Origin of the sequence: Bifidobacterium anseris, from assembly GCF_002860345.1 — a bacterium.
Lineage (GTDB): Bacteria > Actinomycetota > Actinomycetes > Actinomycetales > Bifidobacteriaceae > Bifidobacterium > Bifidobacterium anseris.
This window is the reverse complement of sequence record NZ_NMYC01000005.1, coordinates 15,515-40,186: the sequence shown is the minus strand read 5'-3', so window position 1 is coordinate 40,186 and position 24,672 is coordinate 15,515. Positions and strand designations below refer to the sequence as shown.

16 protein-coding genes and 1 tRNA gene are annotated in these 24,672 nt (G+C 63.9%); 9 read left to right on the top strand and 8 right to left on the bottom strand.

Translation table 11 applies throughout. The features are described from left to right. Positions 1-281: 281 nt before the first annotated feature. The 4 genes from CGZ88_RS05335 to CGZ88_RS05320 all read right to left on the bottom strand — a co-directional run bounded on the left by CGZ88_RS05335 (position 282) and on the right by CGZ88_RS05320 (position 4,834). A tRNA-Thr gene (locus CGZ88_RS05335) sits at positions 282-355 on the bottom strand. A 157-nt stretch (positions 356-512) separates the two neighbouring features. Continuing rightward, positions 513-1,475, bottom strand: coding sequence for a DsbA family protein (locus tag CGZ88_RS05330; protein ID WP_026644957.1), 963 nt, complete (start codon positions 1,473-1,475; stop codon positions 513-515). 105 nt (positions 1,476-1,580) lie between these two features. Further along, positions 1,581-3,761: a serine/threonine-protein kinase gene (locus CGZ88_RS05325; RefSeq protein ID WP_026644958.1), complete on the bottom strand. Its 2,181-nt coding sequence runs from the start codon at positions 3,759-3,761 to the stop codon at positions 1,581-1,583. A gap of 38 nt (positions 3,762-3,799) precedes the next feature. After that, positions 3,800-4,834, bottom strand: a complete 1,035-nt coding sequence (locus CGZ88_RS05320) for a potassium channel family protein (RefSeq protein ID WP_081664021.1) — start codon at positions 4,832-4,834, stop codon at positions 3,800-3,802. A 341-nt stretch (positions 4,835-5,175) separates the two neighbouring features. Here CGZ88_RS05320 and CGZ88_RS05310 point away from each other — a divergent pair, with 341 nt between their 5' ends. The 4 genes from CGZ88_RS05310 (at position 5,176) to CGZ88_RS05295 (ending at position 10,378) form a co-directional block, all read left to right on the top strand. Continuing rightward, positions 5,176-6,312, top strand: coding sequence for an ABC transporter ATP-binding protein (locus CGZ88_RS05310; RefSeq protein ID WP_026644959.1), 1,137 nt, complete (start codon positions 5,176-5,178; stop codon positions 6,310-6,312). A gap of 140 nt (positions 6,313-6,452) precedes the next feature. Continuing rightward, positions 6,453-7,880, top strand: a complete 1,428-nt coding sequence (locus CGZ88_RS05305; protein ID WP_026644960.1) for a DUF4032 domain-containing protein — start codon at positions 6,453-6,455, stop codon at positions 7,878-7,880. A 165-nt stretch (positions 7,881-8,045) separates the two neighbouring features. Continuing rightward, positions 8,046-9,449 carry a methyltransferase gene (locus CGZ88_RS05300; RefSeq protein WP_101671577.1) on the top strand — a complete coding sequence of 468 codons (1,404 nt, stop codon included), beginning with the start codon at positions 8,046-8,048 and terminating at the stop codon, positions 9,447-9,449. Beyond that, the gene (locus tag CGZ88_RS05295; RefSeq protein ID WP_026644962.1) at positions 9,431-10,378 is read left to right on the top strand and encodes a BsuBI/PstI family type II restriction endonuclease; all 948 of its coding nucleotides are present in this window, start codon (positions 9,431-9,433) and stop codon (positions 10,376-10,378) included. Before CGZ88_RS05300 ends, CGZ88_RS05295 begins: the two co-directional genes overlap by 19 nt. Before the next feature lie 53 nt (positions 10,379-10,431). On the opposite strand, the gene rlmB is transcribed toward CGZ88_RS05295, so the two are convergent. Continuing rightward, the gene (rlmB, locus tag CGZ88_RS05290) at positions 10,432-11,421 is read right to left on the bottom strand and encodes a 23S rRNA (guanosine(2251)-2'-O)-methyltransferase RlmB (protein ID WP_026644963.1); all 990 of its coding nucleotides are present in this window, start codon (positions 11,419-11,421) and stop codon (positions 10,432-10,434) included. Between the two features lie 270 nt (positions 11,422-11,691). Here rlmB and CGZ88_RS05285 point away from each other — a divergent pair, with 270 nt between their 5' ends. Beyond that, positions 11,692-14,682, top strand: coding sequence for a cation-translocating P-type ATPase (locus tag CGZ88_RS05285; protein WP_026644964.1), 2,991 nt, complete (start codon positions 11,692-11,694; stop codon positions 14,680-14,682). A 160-nt stretch (positions 14,683-14,842) separates the two neighbouring features. Here CGZ88_RS05285 and CGZ88_RS05280 read toward each other — a convergent pair whose 3' ends face one another. Next, positions 14,843-15,595: an alpha/beta hydrolase gene (locus CGZ88_RS05280; RefSeq protein WP_101671308.1), complete on the bottom strand. Its 753-nt coding sequence runs from the start codon at positions 15,593-15,595 to the stop codon at positions 14,843-14,845. Between the two features lie 183 nt (positions 15,596-15,778). On the opposite strand from CGZ88_RS05280, the gene dcd reads away from it, so the two are divergent. Together dcd and CGZ88_RS05270 are read left to right on the top strand one after the other, a co-directional pair. Next, positions 15,779-16,360 (top strand): dCTP deaminase, encoded by a 582-nt coding sequence (dcd, locus tag CGZ88_RS05275; protein WP_026644966.1) that lies wholly within the window; start codon positions 15,779-15,781, stop codon positions 16,358-16,360. Between the two features lie 69 nt (positions 16,361-16,429). Then, complete coding sequence (locus CGZ88_RS05270) at positions 16,430-18,178, top strand: hypothetical protein (protein ID WP_101671307.1); 1,749 nt, start codon at positions 16,430-16,432, stop codon at positions 18,176-18,178. Between the two features lie 118 nt (positions 18,179-18,296). Here the strand turns inward: CGZ88_RS05270 and CGZ88_RS05265 are convergent, their stop codons facing one another. Continuing rightward, the gene (locus tag CGZ88_RS05265) at positions 18,297-20,372 is read right to left on the bottom strand and encodes a Na+/H+ antiporter (RefSeq protein WP_026644968.1); all 2,076 of its coding nucleotides are present in this window, start codon (positions 20,370-20,372) and stop codon (positions 18,297-18,299) included. 196 nt (positions 20,373-20,568) lie between these two features. On the opposite strand from CGZ88_RS05265, the gene tadA reads away from it, so the two are divergent. Both tadA and CGZ88_RS05255 read left to right on the top strand, forming a co-directional pair. After that, entirely contained in the window at positions 20,569-21,045 is a 477-nt protein-coding gene (gene tadA / locus CGZ88_RS05260; protein ID WP_231371412.1) for a tRNA adenosine(34) deaminase TadA, read from the top strand. 144 nt (positions 21,046-21,189) lie between these two features. After that, positions 21,190-23,442: an alpha-galactosidase gene (locus tag CGZ88_RS05255; RefSeq protein ID WP_026644970.1), complete on the top strand. Its 2,253-nt coding sequence runs from the start codon at positions 21,190-21,192 to the stop codon at positions 23,440-23,442. Positions 23,443-23,462: 20 nt separating this feature from the next. Here CGZ88_RS05255 and CGZ88_RS05250 read toward each other — a convergent pair whose 3' ends face one another. Further along, complete coding sequence (locus tag CGZ88_RS05250) at positions 23,463-24,665, bottom strand: ROK family protein (protein ID WP_026644971.1); 1,203 nt, start codon at positions 24,663-24,665, stop codon at positions 23,463-23,465. Between the last annotated feature and the right edge of the window lie 7 nt (positions 24,666-24,672).

Below are 24,672 nucleotides of genomic sequence, written 5' to 3'. Positions count from 1 at the left end.
ACTTCGTCCCGCGGACAGACTCGGTAGGAGGGAAGAACGAGGAATCCCCCGGGGCTGATGCCTCGGGGGATTCCGCTGGAAGGGGTGGGGGCGAGAGAGAAGGGGATGTTCTCGCCCCCCGCGGGCGAAGCTGGTTGGGGGGATGCTTCACCCGCACCTGAGGGCTATGGTTGGGGGAGCCCTCAGGATTTGCTTACTCGGAGGTAAGTATTCCTTTGCATGAGGCCAAACTTCTCATACACAATATGAGTATATGGATTCTTCGTCCTCAATGCAAATCGAGCCTCCTGTCGGGATCGAACCGACGACCTGCCGCTTACAAGGCGGCCGCTCTGGCCATCTGAGCTAAGGAGGCTGACACTATTGCGTCGGGCGCGTCGCGCGCCAACCGTGAACAGCATAGCAGTTCATCTGGAATGGTCAAGACCGTGGATGCGCCGCGTGCCGAATGCACACGCCATCTTCACGCCGAAGCCGGGCGCGTCGCTCGCACCGAGCATCAGCACGCGTCATCACGGAATGAGCGCCTTGCCCTTCGCACCGATCGACGGCAGATCGCCCTTGACGCCGATATCCGCCGGCTTGAGGCCGATTGCGTCGCACAGCGCGTCAGTGAGCGATTCCTTCGCCGTGACCTTCGAGTCGTGGATGTCCCAGTACTGGCCGTTGATCGTCACCGTCGGCGTCGACATCGAACCCTTCATCGATCCGCTCGTGCTCCACAGCTCCTCGCGTGTCGGCGTATAGGTGTTGACGGCGTCGAGATAGTCGTCGTACTGGCGCGTGATCGCCTTGTTCGCCACATCCTTGTCCACGCCGGCGTCGATGGCGCGTTCGGCGATCTTCTCATCGCTGATCGGCACGTAGTTCGACTCATCCGGCTGGAAGTCGGAAGCGTAGAGGTTGGACATGAACTTGAGTAGATGGTCCGGATTCGGATCGTGGTCGGCAATGTACAGCGCCGCGTTTGCCGTGCGCGTCGAATACTGATCAGTCGAGAAACGATCCATGAAGGACATGAAATGCAGATCCAGATTGATCTGCCCGGCGTCCGCCATCTTCACGAGGTCCTTGTCGAGGTTCTGGTTGAGGCTGCCGCAGCCCGGGCACATGAAGTCCATGTAGATGCCGATGGTCGGCACGTCCGCGACCGGCTTGTCGTAGCCGTTCGCCGAAATGAGGATGCCGCCCTGCTCATCGGCGACCGACGGCTTCGATGGCGACGTCGCGAGCGTCGTCTTCGCGTCCTTCGCCTCCTCGGTCGTCGTCGTGGACGCATTGGTCGACGCCGGGCGGGTGCTGCGATAGACGGCGATGCCGGCGATGACGATGAGCACGACGAGCACGGCTGCCACGATGGCGCCGATGATCGTCTGCTGCTTGCGTTCCTTCGCCACTTTTGCCGCCTGCGCGGCCTGCGCGGCAGCTTCGGCTTCGCGCCGGCGTTCGCGTTTGGATGGGGTGTTTCGAGCCATCGGGGTCCTTTCCTGAATCTGTCTCGAGTGTAGGTTGCCGTGCCGCCAAAATCCACCATTTGCGCACATCCGTTACGAAGCACGCACATCATCGCCGCCGCGGCGTTACCACGGCAGCAGCGGCCACCATGCGACGGCCGGCGACACCTCGATGTTGATCGCGGCTGCGCACACGCCGATGACGGCGAGCGCAAGCCACACCCATTGACGCCGATTCTGCTGCGGCGGCAACTGCGCGCGTTCACGCTCGCGTCGTGTCAGCCCGAGCAGATGTCCAGCGCCGAGCCGCACTGGCGACGACCACGGGCCGAGCACGGCGAGCAGCCCGCCGGCCGCGAACGCAATTGCGCAGCTTGCGCCAGTCAGCGACGCCGGCGCTGCGTCCGGCACGGCGACCGTCAGCGAGCCGCCGAAGATCGGCAGCGGCATCTCATAGCGCGGCAGCGCGCAGACGAGCGTCGCGAGCGCGACGACGAGGGTGTCCATGAGCCACAGCGCGAGCATCGTCGGAATGATGAAGACGATTGATTTAAGCAGATGCCAGGGGAACGAGATCGCGCGGATCGCCGTGTCGCTGCCGCGGCGTTCACCCTGACGGCGGCGCACGCGCGCGTTCTGCGCGGCCGCGTTGTAGCCGACCGCCATCAGCGTCCACAATATGAACGATGCGACGATGAGCGCGACGATCGGCAGACTCGCGGCGAGTGCGGCGAGCGGCACGAGCGGCAGCAGACACGCGAGCCGTCCGCGCGACGCCCAGATTGGCGTCGTGTCTTGCGGAGGCTGTGCATACGTCGACTGCGCCAGCGGCTGTTGTGGCTGCTGCGACTGCGCGTTCTCTTGCGCCGGCGCGGCCTGCTCCGGCGCTGTTTGTGCTGTTGTGTGCGCAGCCGCTTGTGCCGGCACCGTGCGCCACGACGGCGCCGCCGTCGCCGGACGAAGCGCCTGCGTGGCGCCCTCCTGCTCGGGCATTGCTGATTGCGGCGGCGCGAGCGCCATCGTCGGCTGTTCGATCGGCCCGATCACCTGCGTCGCCTCGACGTCGGCCGCGTCGACCGGCATCACGCGCGTTCCTGTGGGCGTCGATGGCGTCGATTGTGTCGATGACATGGGCGTGGCCGTCGCAAGCGGTGTCGTCGCCGCTTCGAGTGGCCGTGTCGCCGTCGGCGGACGTGGCGGATCGAGAGGTTTCGCGACAGCCGCGTCACCGTACGCCTGCGCTGTCTCAACTGGCCGAACGTCGCCGCCACCCACCTGCGCAACTCCCGCGCTGCCGGCCGCCTGCACGCCGGCGCGCGGACGGCCGCCGGGGAACAGGATCGAGGCGGTCGGCATCGACTGCGCGCGCCACAACGTGCGCGGGTTGTTCACGCTCTCGTTTCTCCTGAAGGTCGCTCCGGTGGCTGGAGCGACGGCCTCAAAAGGGAGTTGTGATTCCGCCTCCCATGCATCCGCGGAGATCGCGTCGAGCAGTTCGTCGGGCGTGCAGCGTTCTTCGGGATGCGGTGAAAGTGCCGCGCGGAACGCCTGCATCGTGCGCGGCGGCAGCCCCTGTAGATTCGCATTGCCGGTCGCCTCGCGCTGCAGTACGGCGAGCATCGGCTGCGTGCCGAACACCGGCGCGCCGGTTGCCGCAAACGCGAGCACCGAGGCCGTCGACCACCAGTCGGTCGCCTCGTTCGCTTCCTGACCTTCGATGATTTCGGGGGCGATGAATCCCGGCGTGCCCATGACGAGGCCTGTGCTCGTCACGTGGCTTTCGCCTTCGCCCATCGCGATGCCGAAGTCGACGAGAATCGGCCCGGTGACCGAGACCATGACGTTCGTCGGCTTGATGTCGCGGTGGACGATGCCGGCCGCATGCACGGCGTGCACCGCGGCGATGAGTTTCTCGGCGAGTCGTTCGAGGTCGCTGCCGGTGTAGCGTCCGTTCTGCGCGACGTCCTGCCGTAGGTTGTCGCCTTCGATGAGTTCGGTGACGATGAACGCGAGCGAATCGTCGAGTTCCATGTCGACGATGCTGCACACGCCCGGATCCTTGATTCGTTTGAGAGCCATCGCCTCGCGGCGCAGCCGTTCGCGCGCCGTCGTCTGCGCGCGCCGACCCTCCTCGTCGACGGCTTCGTCGTTGAGCGAATCCCTCAGTATCTTCATCGCGTAGCTTGTGCCGCCGCCGTCCGTCACACGCCACACCGACCCCATCGCGCCGGCGCCGAGGCGTGCGTCGAGCGTGTATCCGCCGACGATGTCGCCGGGCTGGAGGTTCAAAGCGTGCAGATCACTCATGATTCCTATCGTAAGGTCGTTGCGGTGTCGATGGGCAATTATTGTCCTGTGGCCGGATTCGGCGCATCGCCGGACTGCGTCTGCGGCGCGTCGCCCGCGTGGTGCGGCGCGTCGCGTTGTTCGCGCACGCCGCGTCCGACGTCGTGCGGCGCCGCGTGCGTGTCATGATCGCCGACCGGCGTCGACGTCGTGGTCGTCGTGTCGATGTCGACGAGGCCGCCCGACGATTCGCGGCGCAGCTGTCCGTTCTCGTCGAGGTACACGTTGCCGTGGTGCTCCTGGACGCGTCGATGCGCGCGTTTCGTCAGGCGGTGCGTGCGCTGCAGTTCGTGGTTGAGCTGGCCGACAGTGTCCGTCAGACGCAGGATCTCCGCGCGCATCAGGCGGATGTCCGCGGAGTTGTAGTCGTTGTCGGACTGCGCGTGTGTGCCCGTCGTCTGCGCGGTGTCCTTCGTGATGTTGCGCGCGCCGCCGTTGACCTGATCGATGATCCACGACGAGATCATCGCGCTGACGATACCGATGAGTGCGATGCCGGTGAGCATCAGCGCGACGGCGATGAAGCGGCCGGTGAGCGTGACCGGGTAGACGTCGCCGTAGCCGACCGTCGTCACAGTGACGAAGGCCCACCACAACGACAGCGGGAACGTCGTGATCGTCGCGCCCGGAGCCAGATGCTCGGCCGAGTATTCGGCGAGCGCGGCGACGTAGATGAGCAGCGCTATCGCGCTCGTCGCGTAGACGGTGATGCGTCCGCGTGTCGCCGCGCCGGCGGAACGGTTGAAGATGTGCAGCATCGGGATGAGTCGCAGCAGTCGCAGCGGACGGAAGATCGGCAGCGCGAGCGTCAGCAGCAGCAGAATGTTCCTGCGGAACCAGAGCCATTTCTTCTCGGCGAGGAGGAAGGAGACGAGATAATCGACGCCGTAGGTCACCCACACGACGTTGATCGCGATGAAGCATGCGGTCAAATGCGTCTGCGCGAGGATCTGCCACGAGTACGCGAACAGGAACACGGCCGACAGTACGAACAACGGTATGTTGGAGATGCGTTCCCATTTCTCAAGCGTCATACCGTCGATTGTACGGAGGGTGTATGCGTGGCGCGACGCGCGGTGCGATGAATGTCGCGCAGAACGAAAACGGCTGGTATCGTTGGCGCAGGCGAGGCCGCCCGCGCAATCGACGATGTTGACGCGGGGCGTGGAGGGAGCGACACGTGCGGCACGCCTGAGGAATTGATAAGTTGAGAGGACCGTGTATAGTGTGGAACAGCTTGGCGGGGAGAGATTCCTGCCGGGCGAACGTAGAAGTCTGTTGCCGCGTCGAAGTCGACGGCTGCAGGCGGACACGCCACAAGTAATCCCCTCACAACGGATCGTTCGGCACGTACCTGCCGATGAAAGGATGAATAATGGCAGAAGTCATTTTCGACCACGTCACGCGAATCTACCCGGGCAACGACAAGCCGTCGGTGGATGATCTCAATCTTGATATCAAGGATGGCGAGTTCCTCGTGCTCGTCGGCCCCTCCGGCTGCGGCAAGTCGACGACACTGCGCATGCTCGCGGGCCTTGAGGAGGTCAACAAGGGCCGCATCCTGATCGGTGGCAAGGACGTCACCACGATGCAGCCGAAGGATCGCGACATCGCGATGGTGTTCCAGAACTACGCGCTGTATCCGCACATGACCGTCGCCGACAACATGGGCTTCGCGCTGAAGATCGCCGGCACCCCGAAGGAAGAGATCCGCAAGCGTGTCGAGAAGGCCGCCGAGATCCTCGACCTCACCGAGTTCCTCGACCGCAAGCCGAAGGCGCTTTCCGGTGGTCAGCGCCAGCGCGTCGCGATGGGCCGTGCAATCGTCCGTGAACCGAAGGTCTTCCTGATGGATGAGCCGCTGTCGAACCTCGACGCGAAGCTGCGTGTGCAGACCCGTACGCAGATTGCGGCGCTCCAGCGCCAGCTCGGCGTCACGACGCTGTACGTCACGCACGATCAGACCGAGGCCCTGACGATGGGCGACCGCATTGCCGTCATCAAGCTCGGCATCCTGCAGCAGGTCGGCGCGCCGACCGAGCTGTACGATCGCCCGGCCAACGTCTTCGTCGCGGGCTTCATCGGCTCGCCGTCGATGAACATCAACACGCACCCGGTCGTCAACGGCAAGGCTAAGATCGGCCAGGATACGATGGAGCTGCCGAAGGAAGCGCTTGACAAGCTCACGCCGGAAGACAACAACGAGATCGTCGTCGGCTTCCGCCCGGAGGATGCTTCGCTCGCCGGCCCGGATGATGCGAATGCGTTCTCGCTCAAGGTCGTCAACGTCGAGGATCTCGGCTCCGACGGCTACATCTACGGCAACATCCTCACCGATGACGCGATCGCCCAGCAGGATGAGCACGCGTCGATGATGTCCGACCAGAACAAGCTCACGACGATTCGCGTGAACCCGCGTGCGCTGCCGAAGGTCGGCGACACCGTCAAGATCAAGGTCAACCCGGCCAAGATGCATCTCTTCGCCCCGTCGACCGAGCTGCGCATCAACTGATGCCGGCAGGACGCCAGTCCTGATCCGAAGCTGTGAACAGGAACCCCGCCCATCCGCGGGGTTCCTGCGTATCTTGGGTCGTATCTTGGGCCTATCGTGCCAAAGCACATCCGGAAAACCTATGAGGTAAAGTGGCGACTATGAGCTTCAATGACAATCCGCAGTTGGATCCGCGCGCGTTGAAGGCGACGAGCGTGAAGGCCGAGGATCCGGCCACCCCTTCCGAAGAGCCACCGTCGCTCAAGATCACTTCGGCAAGCGCCGACCCGAAGATGTTCACGCTGCCGTGGGAGCAGCCGCTGTCCACATGGCCGAAGGACATCCTCGTCAACCTGCCGCGAGGCATCTCCCGGCATATCGTGCGCTTTGTGCGCGTCGGCGACGAGGTCTATGCGATGAAGGAGATCACGCGCAATGTCGCGGAACGCGAATATGAGCTGCTGCGCCAGCTGCAGAAGCTGAACCTGCCGACCGTGCAGCCGATCGCCGTTGTCACCGGTCGTCATGACGAGAACGGCGAGCCGCTCGAAGCGATTCTCGTGACAAAGCATCTGCGTTTCTCGCTGCCGTACCGTGCGCTGTTCGCGCGCACGTTGCGTCCGGATACGGCGGAGCGGCTTATCGACGCGCTTGCCGTGCTCATGGTGCGGCTGCACCTCGCCGGCTTCTACTGGGGTGACGTGTCGCTGTCCAACGTCCTGTTCCTCAAGGATGCCGACGCATTCTCCGCGTTCCTTGTCGACGCGGAGACCGGCGACCTGCAGGTTGAGCTGACGCAGGGCCAGCGCGAGTACGACATCGACCTGGCTCGCACGAATATCATCGGCGAACTGATGGATCTGAGCTCTGGCGCGCTGCTGCCGCCGGATGTCGACGAGATCGAGGTCGGCAACCGTCTCGTCGACCGCTACCATTCGCTGTGGAGCGCGCTGACCGACACTGACAAGTTCAACCCGAACGAGATGTGGAAGATCGAGAAGCGCGTCAATCGCCTCAACGAGCTCGGCTTCGACGTCGACGAGCTCGAGGTGACGACGACCGAGGATGGCAAGCGTGTGCTCGTCCGTCCGCGCGTCGTCGACGCCGGCTATGCGAACCGCAAGCTACTGCGCCTGACCGGTCTGGACGTGCAGGAGAACCAGGCGCGTCGTCTGCTCAACGATCTCGACGCCTACCGCGCATCGACGTGGCGTGACGGCGAGGATCTCGAGATCGTCGCGACTGACTGGATGCGCGAGGTCTTCGAGCCGACGGTGCGTATGATCCCGCCGGAGTACCGTTCGCAGATCGAGCCGGCGCAGTTCTTCCACGAGGTGCTCGACCATCGCTGGTTCATGGCGGAGAAGGCCGGTCATGACGTGCCGATGGCCGACGCCGTGCAGAGCTACGTGAAGGACATCCTGCCCAAGCAGATGATGGACGCGAAGACCGTCGACGATCTCAACGCCGAAGCTGATTCCGGCGTCATCGACGACGAATCCACCTACGACGACGCGTCCGTGCATCACGACGAGGACGACGACTACGACCCGGAGTTCGACCAGGACGCGGCCGTCTGGTCGCATTGAGCGGAGACGATTGTAGGAGCTAACGCCCTGAAACTGGAGTGCCCCGGCTTGTAAGGCCGGGGCATTCGTGTATTGGCGGTGGTGGCACGCCGTCCCGAACGCCGATGCGTGGAGAGTCCGTCCAACAAGGGTGGCATGACGACAGAGATGGCTATTCTTGGGCACATGAGTAGGACCATTGCCGAGATTCGTAATGAGGCTGCGACTGCACTGTCTGCCGAACGGCAACAGCAACTGGAGCAGTTCTTCACGCCGATGCCGGTGGCTGAACAGGCGGCAGGGCTGTTCAGCCATACGGATGCTCCTGTCCGCATCCTCGATCTTGGTTCTGGTACGGGCATTCTCGGCGCGGTGGTAGCCGGTCAATCGGCTCGTGGCTCCAGTGTCACGGCCATTGAGAAGGATCCCGATCTCATCGCATACTCGGAGGATTCCCTGCAGCAGGTGTGTGACGATGTCCGTGTCATCAACGCTTCGGTCTTTGACGTATGGCTGGATGCCGAGTTTGATCGGGCTATCCTCAATCCGCCATACAAGAAGATCAAGCCGATGGTGATTGGAACTGCCAGCGGTGGGGTGAAGGTCACCAATCTGTATACGGCGTTTCTGGTGATTGCGATTCAGGCGCTTGCCGACGGAGGCGAGTGTGTGGCGATTGTTCCTCGGTCGTGGATGAACGGTGAGTACTTCAAGGATTTCCGCAAGTGGTTGCTCGCCGAATGCAGTCTCGACGCGGTGGCCGTATACGGTTCCCGTCAGGAGCATTTCAAGGATATGGACATCCTTCAGGAAATCATGTTGCTGAAGGTGTCCAAGCGTCCACAAGTGGATACGGTGACGATATATGATGATGCGTCGCCCACCACGCCGTTGTCGGAGCAGCATGCCGACAGCATGCCGCTCGCTTCGTTGTTGCTGGGACGTGACCATATGCTGCGTATACGGCAGCAGGACGATCGTTTGATAGATTTCAAACCGTTGTGCGAGAGAGGGTTATGGGTGTCGACCGGGAAACTGGTCTGGTTCCGTAACCGCGATATCCTGTCGGATACCGATACGCCCGGCGGATATCCTCTGTATTGGATGGACAATCAGGATGGGCTCGTCACCGAGCACCCCGTCCAATGCGAACGTCCTCAATGGACGACCGAGGAGGCGGCCAATCGTAATATTGTGCTCCCTGCCGGCAGCTACTGCTTTGTCGGTCGGTTTTCCGCCAAGGAACAGTTGCGACGCATCCATGCCTCCTACCTCGGCAGTGAGGTTCCTTTCGTCGTCGACAACAAGCTGAATTACATCCATCGTGGCACGTCGCGTACGACAGTGCCTCTCGACGATGCCGTCGCGCGCGGCCTGACGCTGTGGCTTTCTACGAGCATCGTCGACGAATGGTATCGTCAGATATCCGGCAGCACGCAGGTCAATGCCACCGATCTGCGCCAACTGCCCTGTCCGGAGCAGCGGCAGTTGGCTGCATTGGCTGATCTGCTGCCCATCGACGGCCATATGGATCAGATGAGGGTCGATCAGACCGTGGGGAGAATGTTTTCATGGGTAGAGACGAGCTGATCGCCGACGCCATCGCAGTGCTTTGCGAATTCGGGGTGGGCAAAGAGCAGCAGAATGAGCGCAGCGCAATGACATTGCTCGCATTGCTGCAGCTCAAACCGGGCGATGATTGGCAGAACGCCTCCGCGCCGATGCTGACGACGCGGGATATCATGGATTGGATTCGTGATTGGTATGGCGTCGACTACAAGCCGAACACGCGTGAGACGATTCGCAGGTTCACGCTGCATCAATTCATCATCGCCAAGCTCGTCGAGGAGAATGCGGATAGGCCTGATAGACCAATCAACTCACCCAAATGGAACTATCGTGTGACCGCCGATGCGCTTGCGGCATTGCGCCGGCGCAATGAGCAGGTATTCGAGAAGCTGATCGAACGTTTCCTCGCGGAGCACGAATCATATCAGTCGCTTGCGGCGGAGCGCAAAGCCATGCCTAAGACCCCCGTCAGTCTGCCGTCTGGTGCCACTCTGCAGCTATCTCCAAGCGGGCAATCTGTCCTCATCAAGGCGATTGTGGAGGAAATGCTTCCTCGGTTCGTGCCTCATTGCCGGATTGCCTATATCGATGACACCGATCATCAGCATGGAACCGTCGATGCCGATTTGATGGATGAGCTGGGAATCAGTCTCAGGGCACGCGACAAGGCTCCGGATGTCATCGCGTGGGATGTTGCACGCCGCTGGCTGTTCCTCATCGAAGCCGCCAGTACGCACGGGCCTGTGGATGTGACGCGGAAGCAGGAACTGCGCAGTCTCTTCTCCGACCAATGGGAGGAAGTTGTGCTGGTCTCCGCATTTCCTACTCGGAAAGTCATGCGCAAATACCTTGCCGTACTCGCATGGGAGACCGAAGCATGGTGCGCCGACGCCCCGGAACATATGATCCATTTTGACGGATCCCGCTTCATGGGACCCTACGGTGAGTAAGTAACGATGATGGCCGTGCGTGGCACATGAGCGCCCGTACGGCCATCATCAGCTCAGTCCTCGGCGGCCTCGCGGCGGGCGCGGTCGGCCGCGTACATCGCGATGCCTGCGGCCACCGACGCGTTGAGCGATTCGACGGCATTCGTCATCGGGATGCTCGCGATGCAGTCACAGGCCTCGCGTGTGAGCCTGCTCAGGCCTTTGCCTTCCGAACCGAGCACGATGACGAGCGGATCGGTCTCAAAACCGGTCTCGCCGACGAGTTTGCTGCCGCCCCCATCGAGGCCGACGCTGTAGTAGCCGCGTTCCTTGAGCGCTTCGATCGCCTTTGTCAGATTGACGACGCGTGCGACCGGCATATGTGCGGCGGCGCCCGCCGACACCTTCCATGCGGTCGCGTTCACCGACGCGGAACGGCGCTCCGGCAGAATGACGCCGTTCGCGCCGAAGGCGGCTGCCGAACGGATGACGGCACCGAGGTTCTGCGGATCGGTGATGCCGTCGAGCGCGATGAACAGCGGGCGCGCGGCGAGGCGTGCGGCCTTCGAATTCGCGGCCTCCATCGCGCGCGCCTTGCGTTCGGCACGTTCGGCGAGTTCGATGAGCGACGAATACTGGAAGGGCTGCGCCTTCATGATGATGCCCTGATGATGATCGGAGCGTGCGATGCGATCCATCTCCAGACGGTCCGCCTCGAGCAGGTTGAGACCATGCTGGCCGGCGAGACGGATGATCTCGCGCGTGCGGTCGTCCGGTTCGATGCGCGCGGCCACATAGAGCGTGCTCGCTGGCACACCGACGCGCAGCGCCTCGAGGACGGCGTTGCGGCCGATGACCAGATCGTCGGAATCGTTCGTGAACTTGGCGGCGCGGCGACGTGCGGCCAGACGCGGATCGGAACGCTGACGCTTCTGCGCCTCCTTCTTCGCCTTGTATGCCTTGTGATAGACGCGGTCCTCGGCCTTGGGCGTCGGGCCCTTGCCTCGCAACGCGTTGCGGTGCTTGCCGCCCGACCCCTTGGTCGGGCCTTTCTTCGTAACCATGGGCACAATTATGGCAGCGCCCCGCGCCAAAGCGCGCTGTGCGCGAAGCCGTGGGGAGCCGCCCGGGTTTTCGCTGATTGTGTGTAGTTCGTAGCAAACGGTCGCATGATGGTCATCACTATGGAATAATGGCAGACGTATGAGGCGCCATGCCAACGTGGCGCCGGAAATAACCGCGCAGTCCGGCGCCCGTTTCCCGGTCCACCCATACCGGGCCGGGGGAGGAACGCCTGACTGACTACTCCGCGGCTGACCGAGGAGAAATAACCTATGGATGATCGCATCATTGATCCATCCGCGCTGTCCAACGAGCCCCATGTGGAGACCGAGGACGCCCAAGAGAGCCGGGAGGTGAAGGCGCAGGAGGCGTTGCTGCGCGACGTCGATCCGTCGCTCGTCGACGCCACCGAAGTGGCGGCCGCGCTCGACGTGGATCCGCGCACTGGCCTGAGTGCCGCCGAAGCCAAGCGACGACTCGAGAAATTCGGCCCCAACGAGCTTGCGAGCGCGCCGCCGGTGCCGAAATGGAAGAAGTTCCTGCAGCAGTTCCAGGATCCGCTCGTCTACCTGCTGCTCGCCGCGACGGCGATCTCGCTCGTCGCGTGGATCATCGAGAAAGTCAACGCGGCACCCGGTGCCGAAGGCGGCGAAGCGCTGCCATTTGACGCCATCGTCATCGTGCTGATCCTCATCGTCAACGCGATTCTCGGCTACGTGCAGGAGGCGAAGGCTGAGGAGGCCGTCAACGCGCTGTCCGAGATGACGGCACCGACGTCGAACGTGCTGCGCGACGGCCGCGTCGAGCGCATCAACACGACCGACATCGTCCCCGGCGATATTCTTGTGCTCGGTGAAGGCGACACGGTTCCGGCCGATGGCCGTCTGCTCGCCGCCGCGAGCCTGCGCATCGCCGAGGCTTCGCTGACCGGCGAATCCGTCCCGGTGGGTAAGAAGCCGGAGACACTCGAGAAGGCGAAGGCGCTTGGCGACCGTACGAACATGGTCTTCAACGGCACCTCCGTTACGCAGGGCACCGGCCGCGCGATCGTGACCGGCACTGGCATGAACACGCAGGTCGGCAAGATCGCCGACCTGCTGCAGTCGACCGACGACGAGGCGACGCCGTTGCAGAAGGAAATGAACCACGTCTCGAAGATTCTCGGCATCGCCGTGTGCATCATCGCCGCCGTCGTGCTGCTCGCGCTCGCGATCCTCGAAGGGTTCCACAGCGTCCACGACGTCATCGATTCGCTGCTGCTCGCCGTCTCGCTCGCCGTTGCGGCCGTGCCGGAAGGCCTCGCCGCAATCCTCACCGTCGTTCTCGCGCTCGGCGTGCAGCGTATGGCCGCACACCACGCGATCGTCAAGAAGCTACATTCGGTCGAGACGCTCGGCTCCGCGTCCGTCATCTGCTCGGACAAGACCGGTACGCTCACGCGCAACGAGATGACCGTTGAACGCGTCGTCGTGCCGTCGGGCGAGGTCGAACTGACCGGCACCGGTTATGCGCCGGAAGGCGACATGGTCGCGCTCGACGGCGCCGCCGTCCCGGAGAACATCGCGAACGAGGTGCTCGCCACGCTCGGCGCCGGCACGCTCGCGAACGATGGCGAGCTGCGTGAGGGCGACAAGCCCGGCACGTGGGAGGTCGTCGGCGATCCGACCGAGGTTTCGCTCGTCGTGGCCGCGCGCAAGACGCATGCGGACAAGAAGTACGAGCACTTCCAGCGCGTCGCCGAAATCCCGTTCACGTCGGAGCGCAAGCGCATGTCCGTCATCGCGCGCAACGCGACCGACGCCGGCAAGCTCACCGTCTTCGCGAAGGGCGCACCGGACGTGCTCCTCGGCTACTGCGACCGCATCTACGTCAACGGCGCGATCCGCAAGCTCACCGAAGGTGACCGTCAGGACATCCTCGAAACGGTCGAACGACTCTCGCGTGAGGCGTACCGCACGCTCGGCGAGGCGTACCGTCCGCTCGAAACCGATTCGCTCGCGCAGATCCCTGGCATCCGTACGAACTCGGCCGGCGAAGTCTCCGATATCGCCGAACAGGCCGAAGTAATCGAAGCCCATCTGATCTGGAACGGCATGGTCGGCATCATCGATCCGCCGCGCACCGAAGTGCGTGACGCCGTCGCCGAGGCGCACCGCGCCGGCATCCGCACCGTCATGATCACCGGCGACCATCCGCTCACAGCTGCCCGCATCGCCTCCGACCTCGGCATCATCGCCAAGGACGGCAAGGCGCTCACCGGCGACGAGCTCGACGCGATGGACGAAAAACAGCTCGACAAGGCGACCTCCGAGGTCTCCGTCTACGCGCGCGTCGCGCCGGAGCATAAGCTCAAGATCGTCGAATCGCTGCAGCGTCAGGGCAACATCGCCGCGATGACCGGCGACGGCGTCAACGATGCCCCGGCAGTCAAGGCCGCGGACATCGGCGTCGCGATGGGCATCACCGGCACCGAAGTGACGAAGCAGTCGGCGAAGATGATTCTCGCCGACGACAACTTCTCGACGATCGTCGCCGCCGTACGCGAAGGCCGCGGCATCTTCGACAACATCCGCAAGTTCCTGCGCTACCTGCTCAGCTCGAACGTCGGTGAAGTCTTCACCGTCTTCTTCGGCGTTGTCTTTGCCGGCTGGCTCGGCATCAAGAACCCGGCTTCGGTCGGTGTCACCGTGCCGCTGCTTGCGACGCAGCTGCTGTGGATCAACCTGCTGACTGACGCGGCGCCGGCGCTCGCGATGGGCGTCGACCCGATGACCGAGGACGTCATGAACCGCAAGCCGCGCAAGCTCACCGACCGTGTCATCGACGGCGCGATGTGGGGCGATATCGTCTACATCGGCATCATCATGGCCGTCGTCACGCTCATCGGCATGGACATGCATCTGTCCGGCGGCCTATTCACCGACCGTTCAGTCAGTGCGATGGGTCATGACGCACAGATGGTCGAGGCGCGCACGATGGGCTTCACGATTCTCGTGTTCGCACAGCTGTTCAATGCGCTCGCGTCGCGTTCGCATCTGCAGAGCGCGTTCGTCGGCCTGTTCTCGAACAAGTGGCTGTGGGGTGCGATCGGCCTGTCCATTGCACTGCAGCTGCTCGTCATCTATGTGCCGTTCCTCAATACGGCCTTCGGCACGACGCCGCTGCCGCCGATGGCATGGCTTGAGTGCATCGGCCTGGCCTTCTTCGTGCTGCTTGCCTCGGAGATTCGCAAGATCTTCCTGCGCATGCGTGCGAAGCGCTGACACGTCGTCATCATCAATACTGAGTATTGATTGATTGTTGATTACAACTGATGGCCCGAGCGGGCGCCGACCTTGTCCACAAGGTCGGCGCCCGCTCGGGCCATCAGCTGTTTTCCAATCGTTCCGCGGCTGCGGACGGCCGTGGAGTCGTCAGATGATGTCACATGATGCCTGACGAGATGTCGTGGTCGAGCAGCCACTGACGCAGGTCGGCGAATTCGGCAAGGCTGACCGCATGGTCGAGACCGCGGTATTCGTGCGCGGTGAGCCACGTGTACTCCTCGAGCCATGCGAGCGTCTCGTAGATGTCGTACTTCGGCACGACGGTGTCGGCCGAACCGTAGCCGTAGAAGGTCGGGATATTGAGTTCGAGCAGTCGTTCGTCGGCGGGATGGGCGCCTTCGACGATGCCCGGCGCGAGGAATCCAGACAGGCTGATCGCCGCGCGGTAGCGTTCCGGATGCACGCGCAGCAGCTGGATCGCCAGCATGCCGCCCTGCGAGAAGCCGATCGGCACGACGTCGCGGCCGGCGTCGACATTCGCCATCACCCATGCGTCAATCGCCGTGGCCGCCGCGAAGGCGTCGCGGTCGAGATCCTCTCCGACGGGGATCGCATCATGCAGCCACGAGTACGCCCCCGGCTGCATGAGCGACGCCTCCTGCAGCACAAGCGGCGCGCGCAGCGAGACGTAATCGTTGTACGGCGCCACATAGCGCATCATGTCGGCCAGATCGTCCTCGTTGGAACCCCAGCCATGCAGGCACAGGAACAGCGGGCGGCCGCCGGCTGCGGTGGCGCCGTTGCGCGATGTGCGCGCGGAGGTGACGGTGAGCGGTTCGCCGAAACGGCCGGGCACGACCGTCGATGGGCGGCCGATGAGGGCGCCACGGTTCTTGGAAGCATCAGTCATACCGCCAATATACGCGCCCCATATGCGTGCGCATGTGTCCGCGCGCGCGAATCAGCCGCCGGCGTCGCGGCCGCTCGAACATTGCGAGTGCGTCGGCGTACGCAATTACACTGAATCGAGCATGACCATGTGCATACGGCCATGGCATGGGAACCGATCCGTCACGAAGGAGATGCCCCTAAGATGCTGCTGTCCGATCGCGATATCCTCGCCGCACAGGCCGAGGGCCATATCTCGCTCGATCCGTGGACGCCTGAAATGGTGCAGCCCGCATCGATCGACGTGCGTCTCGACCGTTTCTTCCGTCTGTTCAACAATCATGCGTACACTTATGTGGATCCGGCGGAGAATCAGGGGGAACTCACCGAACAGTTCGAAGTCAAGCCCGACGAGCCGTGGATTCTGCATCCGGGCGAGTTCGCGCTTGGTTCGACATGGGAATACGTCAAGCTCGACGCGACGCTCGCCGCACGCCTCGAAGGCAAGAGCTCGCTCGGCCGTCTCGGCATCCTGACGCATTCGACGGCCGGTTTCATCGATCCCGGCTTCGAAGGCCACATCACGCTCGAGCTATCCAACGTCTCGACGCTGCCGGTGAAACTGTGGCCCGGCATGAAGATCGGTCAGATGTGCTTCTTCCAGCTGAGTTCGCCGGCCGAGCATCCGTACGGCTCGGCGACGACCGGCTCCCACTATCAGGGACAGCGCGGCCCGACGCCGTCGCGCTCCTACGTGAACTTCTACCGCGCGCAGATCAACGACTAGTGGTCGGCGCCGCCGGACGTGCCCACGCCGCACGCACGTCCGCATGAGATGAAGAGAGGATGACGGCCTATGGCGAACAATTCCAATCCTTCCAATTCCGATTTGCAGTTCCCGAGCGACCCCGCCGGCGACATCGACCACAGTCTGCAGCCGATTGACGAACGCGTCGACAGCGCCGCGCTGCGTTTCCCCTCCTTCGACGACGCGCCGAAGCCGAAGCACAACGCGAACGCGCAGCAGACGACCGTACAGTCGTCGATCGCGCAGAACACTGCGTCGTTGACTACTCAGAACACCGCACAGAACACTGCATCGTCGACTACGCCCGCTGAAACGCCGGCCACTGCATCGTCGACTATGCCGTCGACTACGCCATCCGAGACGCAGGCGATGCCGACCTTCACGTTCGCGAATTCGAATACCGAAGCACCGACGCAGGCGATGCCGACGTCCCGCACGGCGCCGCTGAGTGCCGACGCGGCCTCCGACGATTTCAATGTGCCGGTGTGGGGAGCCGCCGAAGGCAGCGCCGCCGCGGCCGACGACGAACAGACCGAACTGTTCCCGCCGGCGCCGACACCCACATCGGTCAACACCTATACGCAGCAGATGATGCAGGATTCAGCGACGACGGCGACCTTGCCGCCGATCAATCTGCGTTCCGATGATGACACCGCCGCCGACGGCACGCATGTGCTCGGACGGACGGCGTCGTCCTACACGAACACCGTTATCAAGACGGTCACGGCAAGCGAACCGAACTCCTTCGAACCCCTCGAAGAGGTCTCCGACGAGGACGACGGCGCCGCCGAGCCGGGCGAACCCGGCAACGGTCGACATGGCCGCGATGACGGTGACGGCGGCTCCAACAAGAAGAAGATCATCATCGCCATCGTCGCCGCGATCGTCGTCATCGCGCTCATCGTCGTCGGCATCGTGATCTGGCGGCATGGCAAGTCGGCCGACGCGAAGGACGCCGCGCTCGCCTCCTGCAAGCGCTCGCAGGAGCTCGTACAGACCGTGTCGGCGGCGCTCGACAAGGAGGTGAAGGCGGACGGTGACCTCGCCTCGACGTCGCAGGACGCCGTCGCCGACGCGTCGACGGTCACGAAGTTTGCCGATGCGCTGCAGCAGGCGACGGCATTGCAGAAGGACACGCAGAACATCGACCAGATGTGCGCGGCGTCGCTCGCACAGCCCGCGCTCGAACAGGCGGCGCACAAGCTTGACGCGCAGGCCACACAGATCGAGGACGCGACGAAGTCGCTCAAGGACGCCGCCTCTGCCGTCAACGCGTCAAAGGACGCGCGCACGAAGTCGGATGGTGTCAGGAAGGATCTGCAGTCGGCAATCGACGAAGCGCAGACGCTGTACGACGAATCGGCCGGCCTCGTCGCCGACGAGGCGACGCGCGAGGCACTACGGACGGCGATCGACGATGCGAAGAAGACGGTCGCCGACGCCGGCCTCACGCAGGAGGCCGCCGACAAGGCGCGTGACGCGTTGCGTGCGGCCGGCGACACGGTGCGCGCCTCCGAGGATGCGCTGACTGCGGCGAACGCGGCCGCCGCCGAAGCGCAGCGCCAGCAGGAACTGCAGAACGCGGCGAACGCGCAGCAGCCGGGAATCACTAACGGCACCGGCACGGGCGTCGACAATGGCACCGGTGCGACCACAGGTGGCACCATCGGTGGCGATACGACCGGCGGCGGCGTTCCATCGACCGGAGGTGACACAACGGTGAACGGCGGCACGACGACAAACCCCGGAGGCACGACGACGCTCCCCGGTGATACGACCGGCGGTGTCGCGCAGTAGTCGCCCACAACGCAGAAAGGCGGCGCCGACCATCGAGGTCGGCGTCGCCTTTCTGCATACTCAATCGACGATCATCATCAATCGAACATCGTGAACATCGCGGCTTCGCGCTCCGTCGTCAGAAGTTCGCATCGGCGGCGACGCTCATCACATAGACGTTCTTGCGCAGCTGCTTCGCCTGCGCGCGCGTGATGTCACCATTTTCGAGCATGTCCTGGATGACGCCGAGCTCGATGCCGAAGCTTTCGCGCTTGACGGCGTCGATGCGCGTCGACAGTGACGCCGAATTGCGCATGTTCGGCCGTGATTTGAGCGACGCCTCGGCGCGACGGTAGTCGAGCAGCAGTCCCGAAACGATTTCCGTGTCGTAGGTCGTGCTCGTCATCTCCTCGTACAGGCGGTCGATGACGTGGTCGATTGCGTCGGTCTGCAGGTCGCGCATGCTACCGTACACTTCGTCCTCGCTGAACATCGGAGTGCTGCGACGGATCTTGTTCGCCGCGCGCCGAGAAAGGATGACGGTGCGCCGCTGCAGCGAGTGCACGCGTCCCTTGATTTGCCACAGCACATGCGACGAGTCGCGTTCGGTGTGCGTGTGGCGCAGCGTCGTCATGATCTGGTCGAGCAGACGTTCGCAGGCTTCGACGCGAATGCCGCGTTCATGTGCATCGATCAGCGGGTCGATGCGCGTTTCGGCGAGCCGACGTTTGACGTAGTCCTTCTCCCAGTCGAGCGCCTCGAGCTGCAATGCGGCGCGCGCGTCCGCGTTCGTCGTCTCGCCCAACCGTTTCTTCAGCCGCGTGATGCGCTGCGTATACGAATTGATGACGGCCATGACGGGCGCGCGATTCTCGTCGGTCGCCAGCTCGGCGAGTTCCTCGACGGTGCGCCGCAGCACTTCGATCGACGCTTCGGTGATTTCGCGCGATTCGGCCGCCGCCTTGTTCGGCGCGATGATCGGCAGCAGGAAATTCGCGAGCAGCAGCGTGACGATGATGACGCCGCCGGCGATGAAGATGAGCTCGTCGCGCATCGGGAACCATTCGCCGTTCGCGAGCGTGTATGGAATCGTGAACATCAAGGACAGCGTGATCGTGCCTTTCGCGCCGCCGAAGGTCATGACAGCCGCCGAACGCCAGCGTTCCGGCGTCATGCGGCGGCGTTTGCGCGAATCCTCGGCGCGCGCGAGACGCAGCATCGCCGTCACCCACAGGAAACGCAGGCCGACGATGACGGCGGACACGCACAGGATGATCGTCAGCAGCGTCCAGTTGCTGATCGCCGGATTGTCCCAGCTTGCGCGCATCGCATCCGGCAGTAGCAGGCCGAGCAGGATGAACACGGCGCCGTTGAGCGAGAACGAGAACACCGACCACACACTCGACGCGACGATGTTTGTACGTGCGACATTCGGGCCGATGCCGGTGCGGTCGAAACGCATCGTCAGGCCAGCGGCGACGACGGCGAGGATGCCGGAGACGTGCACGGCTTCGGCGCCCAGATACAGCAGGAACGGCAGGAACAGCTCGAGCAGGATGCGCGACGTCGTCGTCTCCCAACCGAGCTGCCGCGAGGTCTCGAACAGCCAGTTGGCGATGATGCCGACGATGAGGCCGAACAATGCGCCGCCGAAGAACGAGACGACGAACTCGCCGACCGCCTCGGTCACGCGGAACTGGCCGGTGACGGCCGCCGTGATCGCGAACTGGAAGCCGACGATGCCCGACGCGTCGTTGAACAACGATTCGCCTTTGAGCACGCCGATCTGACGTTGCGACAGCGACGCCTCATGGCTCAGTGAGCTGACGGCGACCGCGTCGGTCGGGCCGAGCGCGGCGCCGAGCGCGAGCGCCGCGGCGAGCGTGAACATCGGCCAGATCGCGTGCAGTGTGAATCCCACGACGACCATGATCGCAATCGCCAGTCCGAAGGCGAGCGACAGCGACAGCTTCAGTGATTTGAGCAGCTGGCTTTTGTTGATCTCATGCGCTTCGAGATACAGCAGCGGCGCGATGAACAGTACCATGAACAGTTCCGGGTCGAGTTCGGTGTCCGGCACGAAGGCCAGCTGCGACATGAGCACGCCGAGCGCGATCTGCACGAGCGGCGTCGAAATGCGCGGAATGAAACGGCTCAGGAAGGAGGACAGCAACACGGCGGCGACAATGCCCAGAATCAGTCCAAAAATCGCCACAGTCGGTCCTCCTTGGCCCTATCATCTTCGCCGTCACGGTCACATCCCCGCCAAGCGCGTTCATCATGGGGATCGTTTTCAGCATAGCAAGCTGGTCGTTACCGGCATGTGGCACATCGTATGATGACTGAAAAGCAAATGGTGACGGCTGTACGACTCGTCGCCGCACGATGTACACGATGCAAAGGAGCCGCTGATGTCGCTGATGCAGATGGACCGCGCGGCGATGCGCGGATGGATGGAGGAGGCGCTCGCGCTCGCCGACGAGGCGGCCACGCACGGCGATGTGCCGGTCGGTGCGATCATCGTCGACGCGAACGGCGAAGTCGTCGGTATCGGCCGCAACATGCGCGAGCGCGACGCCGATCCGCTCGCCCATGCTGAGATCCTCGCGATGCGTCAGGCGGCCGACGAGCGCGACGACTGGAATCTGGATGACTGCACGCTCATCGTGACGCTCGAGCCGTGCCCGATGTGCGCGGGCGCGTGCCTGCAGACGCATATCGGACGCCTCGTCTTCGGCGCGTGGGATGCGAAGCTCGGCGCATGCGGCTCGGTCTGGGACATTCCGCGCGACCCGCATGTGGGGCATGTGCCTGAGGTCGTCGGCGGCGTGTGCGAACAGCGGTGCGCGGATCGGCTTGCCGATTTCTTCCGCGCGCGGCGCATGTGAGCCGGTGTCGACGCCCGATTTTCTTGCCGGCCGCGCGAACACGCCGACGCGTGTCAAGGAATGCGCGAATTCATAGGATAATCCTCCATCGCATATCGGCCGCGGGCGATGACGCATGAGCGGCCCGGATGAAAGGACGGACGGATGGCCACGATCATGGATTTCAGCGGAACCTCGAGCCGCGGCGAGGCGGTGCATGTCGTCTATCTCGAACGGCATGAGGCGTGCGCAGCCTTCGCGTTCGCAATCGTCGGCGACGAGCTGCCGCGTATCGTTCATTGGGGGCGTCCGCTATCCGACCCGCACGCGCTTATCTCCAGCGTGGACGCGTTGCGTCCGCAGCGAGTCTCCGGCGCGCTTGACGAAACCGCGTGGCCGAGCGTGCTGCCGACGCAGGCCGAGGCATGGACGGGTTCGCCGCGCTTCGTTGTGCGAGCCGACGGCGTCGAACTGTATTGCCGATTCGCCGTCACCGATGTGCGGATCGACGATGACGGCGCCGACGTCGTCGCCGAGGACGGCGAGCAGGGCGTGCGGATCGTCTGGCGCTGCGAACTGTGCGACAGCGGCCTTGTGCGACAGCGGCTGACGGTGACGAACGGGCGTGCCGAGGCGCTTGAGATCGGCCACGTTGAGCTTGCGTTCCCGGTGCCCGCCGATATGACCGAACTGTTGACGACGACCGGCCATCATCTGCGTGAACGCTCGCCGCAACGCCAGCCGTTCACGATCGGCCGCTTCCAGAAGGCGAGCATGGTCGGCCGTCCCGATTTCGACGCGTCGCTGCTGCTCAACGCCGGACGCCCCGGCTTTGGTTTCACCGACGGCGACGTCTACGCGGTGCACGTCGCCTGGAGTGGCAATTCGCTGATGGCCGCCGAACGTCTGCCGTACACGACCGGACTGCTCGGCGGCGGCGAGGTGCTCGCCGGTGGCGAAATGAGGCTGCCCGCTCATGAGGGTGCCGGCGAGGACGTGGCTCCGGCGGATGCCGGCTATACGACGCCATGGCTCTACGGCTCCTACGGCAACGGGCTCAACGAGGTAGCCTCACGATTCCATGACGAGCTGCGCGCGACGCACGCCCGCTGGCGTGCCGCGCACGGCATCGCCGACAAGCCACGCCCGGTCATCCTCAACACCTGGGAGGCCGTCTATTTCCAGCATGACTTCGAGACGTTGAAGGCGCTCGCCGACAAAGCCGCCGCCAGCGGCGTCGAACGCTTCGTCGTCGACGACGGATGGTTCGGCGACCGCCGCGACGATACGGCCGGTCTCGGTGACTGGCAGATTGCGCAGGATGTGTGGCCCGACGGCGAACGTTCGCTCAAGGCACTCGCCGACCATGTGCACGCCAAGGGCATGGAATTCGGCCTGTGGTTCGAACCGGAGATGGTGAACCTGAATTCGCGCATGTACCGCGAGCATCCCGACTGGGTGCTCAAGCCCACGGCGAACCGTCTGCCGATGCAGGGCCGCAACCAGCAGGTCGTCGACCTGAGCAATCCGGACGCCTACGACTACGTGTATGGCTGCATGAACACGCTCGTGGCGGAACTCGGCATCGACTACATCAAGTGGGACCACAACAAATACGTGACCGAGGCGGTCTCGCCGCGTACCGGTCTGCCCGCAATCCACGCGCAGACGCTCGCCGTCTACCGCATTTTCCGCGACTTGAAGACCGCGCATCCCGGACTGGAGATTGAAAGCTGCTCGTCGGGCGGCGGTCGTGTGGACTTCGCGATACTTTCGTTGGCCGACCGCATCTGGGCGTCCGATTGCGTCGACCCGGTCGAGCGCGCCGACATCCAGCGGTACACGTCGCTGCTTGTGCCGCCGGAGATGATCGGTGAGCATGTGGGCGCGAGTCCCGCGCATTCCACGCATCGTGCGACGAGCCAGGAAATGCGCATGGCGATGGCGTTCTTCGGGCATCTCGGCATCGAGTGGAACCTGCTCGCCGAGCCGCAGTCGGCGCTTGACGAACTCGGCGTATGGGTGGACGCGTACAAGCGTCACCGTGACGATTTCGCGCATGGCATGGCGGTGCACGGTGATGACGCCGACCCGGCCGTGCGTGTGGACGGCGTAATCAGTGCCGACGGCGAACGTGCCGTCTACCGGTTCACGCAGCTGACGACGTCGCAGAACTACCCGGCCGCGCCCGTGCGGCTGCCCGGGCTTGATCGCTGTGCGAACTATGTGGTCCGTCCGCTGCCGTGCTCGCTCGCTGCCGGCGAACCGTTCTCCGAGCTCGGCAACGGCCAGAGTCCGCTCGGCTGGTGGAACGCCGACGGCATTGTGTTGAGCGGCGCTGCGCTCGCATCGTACGGGCTGCGTCCGCCGAGTCTGCACCCGGCGAACGCCGTGCTGTTCTCGGTCTCGCGCATCTGACGCACATTACTGTCAGTCAATCAACTGATGAACGCGGCGATCGCACGGGCGGCCGCCGCGTCCGACCAAAGCCTCCAGCTGAACTCGGGGATCGTGAAGGACACCGGTGCGGCCTGACTGTGTCGGTAGGCGTCGATGCCTTTGCGGATGAACTCGCGGTTCTTCTTCGCGATGAATGAGCTTTCGCCGCTGATGAGCACCTGCGTCGGCATCGCGAGGTTCGAGACGGTCGCGACGAGCACACCGAGGCGGAAGCAGGTGCGTTCGCCGAGGCGGCGCGCCTGCGGCCTGTTGATATTGAGATCATGCGCGAACTCCTCGAAGGTGGTCACTCGGCCGATGATGCCCGAGTACTCCTCGGCGATCGAATCGGACGTCAGGCACTGCGAGCAGCCCACATGCCCGGAGGAGCAGCGCGGCCCCTCCGGGTCGATGAGTACATGGCCCGCCAAGCCGTAGCTTTTGTCTGGATTGTCGATTGGATCGCCCTGATCGGAAAGCGAGTAGCCGACGCCCGCGCCCATCGTGATGACGGCGAAGCGCGGAATCCCGATCGCATCGCCGAACCAGCATTCGTACAACAGAATCGAATCGAGGTCGTTGAACACCTTCGTCGGGACGCCGGTCGCATGCTGTACGAGCGCGCCCAGATCCACCGCGTAGTCCCAGTACAGGAATGGCGCGAAGGTCACGAAACGGTCGTCCTCGACATGGCCGCCGAGCGAGAGTCCGATCGCCGTCGGCGCCGGCGCGTCGGGTGCGGTGGCAGCCCGCACCATGCGTGCGATCTGCGCGACGATCGCATCGGGGGAGCGGTCGGTGATGTCCTCGGTCAGCTCGGCACCGATCGGCCGGCACATCGTGTTGACTTCGGAGACGGTGATCGCGCCGTCGTGGATGTTGACGCCAAGGAAGACATGCTCGTTCTCGCGGATGCGCAGCGCCGTCTGCGGCCGCCCGCGCCGGCCGCCCATGTCGTGGACCGCCGCTCCCGCGGGCAGCGTCCCCGTCTGTGCGGTGCCTGCAGGCAGCTCCTCGATGACACCGTCGTAGATGAGATCGCTCGTGATGCGCGACAGGGCACCCTGGGACAGGTTGAAGATCTGCGCGAGTGGCGTACGCGCGATCGGCCCGTATTGCATGATGCCGCGCGCCACGTCGTGCGTGGCCTGCGACTTGCTGAACCAGTGCGGGAACTCCAGTCGATCCGAATTTGTTTCCATGGGTATA

Bases quoted from the DNA above. Each gene is read 5' to 3' on its own strand.
- CGZ88_RS05255 (WP_026644970.1), top strand. From the start codon at position 21,190: ATGGCCACGATCATGGATTTCAGCGGAACCTCGAGCCGCGGCGAGGCG.
- CGZ88_RS05280 (WP_101671308.1), bottom strand. From the start codon at position 15,595: ATGACTGATGCTTCCAAGAACCGTGGCGCCCTCATCGGCCGCCCATCG.
- CGZ88_RS05330 (WP_026644957.1), bottom strand. From the start codon at position 1,475: ATGGCTCGAAACACCCCATCCAAACGCGAACGCCGGCGCGAAGCCGAA.
- rlmB (WP_026644963.1), bottom strand. From the start codon at position 11,421: ATGGTTACGAAGAAAGGCCCGACCAAGGGGTCGGGCGGCAAGCACCGC.
- CGZ88_RS05270 (WP_101671307.1), top strand. From the start codon at position 16,430: ATGGCGAACAATTCCAATCCTTCCAATTCCGATTTGCAGTTCCCGAGC.
- CGZ88_RS05310 (WP_026644959.1), top strand. From the start codon at position 5,176: ATGGCAGAAGTCATTTTCGACCACGTCACGCGAATCTACCCGGGCAAC.
- tadA (WP_231371412.1), top strand. From the start codon at position 20,569: ATGTCGCTGATGCAGATGGACCGCGCGGCGATGCGCGGATGGATGGAG.
- CGZ88_RS05250 (WP_026644971.1), bottom strand. From the start codon at position 24,665: ATGGAAACAAATTCGGATCGACTGGAGTTCCCGCACTGGTTCAGCAAG.
- CGZ88_RS05325 (WP_026644958.1), bottom strand. From the start codon at position 3,761: ATGAGTGATCTGCACGCTTTGAACCTCCAGCCCGGCGACATCGTCGGC.
- CGZ88_RS05295 (WP_026644962.1), top strand. From the start codon at position 9,431: ATGGGTAGAGACGAGCTGATCGCCGACGCCATCGCAGTGCTTTGCGAA.
- dcd (WP_026644966.1), top strand. From the start codon at position 15,779: ATGCTGCTGTCCGATCGCGATATCCTCGCCGCACAGGCCGAGGGCCAT.
- CGZ88_RS05320 (WP_081664021.1), bottom strand. From the start codon at position 4,834: ATGACGCTTGAGAAATGGGAACGCATCTCCAACATACCGTTGTTCGTA.
- CGZ88_RS05305 (WP_026644960.1), top strand. From the start codon at position 6,453: ATGAGCTTCAATGACAATCCGCAGTTGGATCCGCGCGCGTTGAAGGCG.
- CGZ88_RS05285 (WP_026644964.1), top strand. From the start codon at position 11,692: ATGGATGATCGCATCATTGATCCATCCGCGCTGTCCAACGAGCCCCAT.
- CGZ88_RS05300 (WP_101671577.1), top strand. From the start codon at position 8,046: ATGAGTAGGACCATTGCCGAGATTCGTAATGAGGCTGCGACTGCACTG.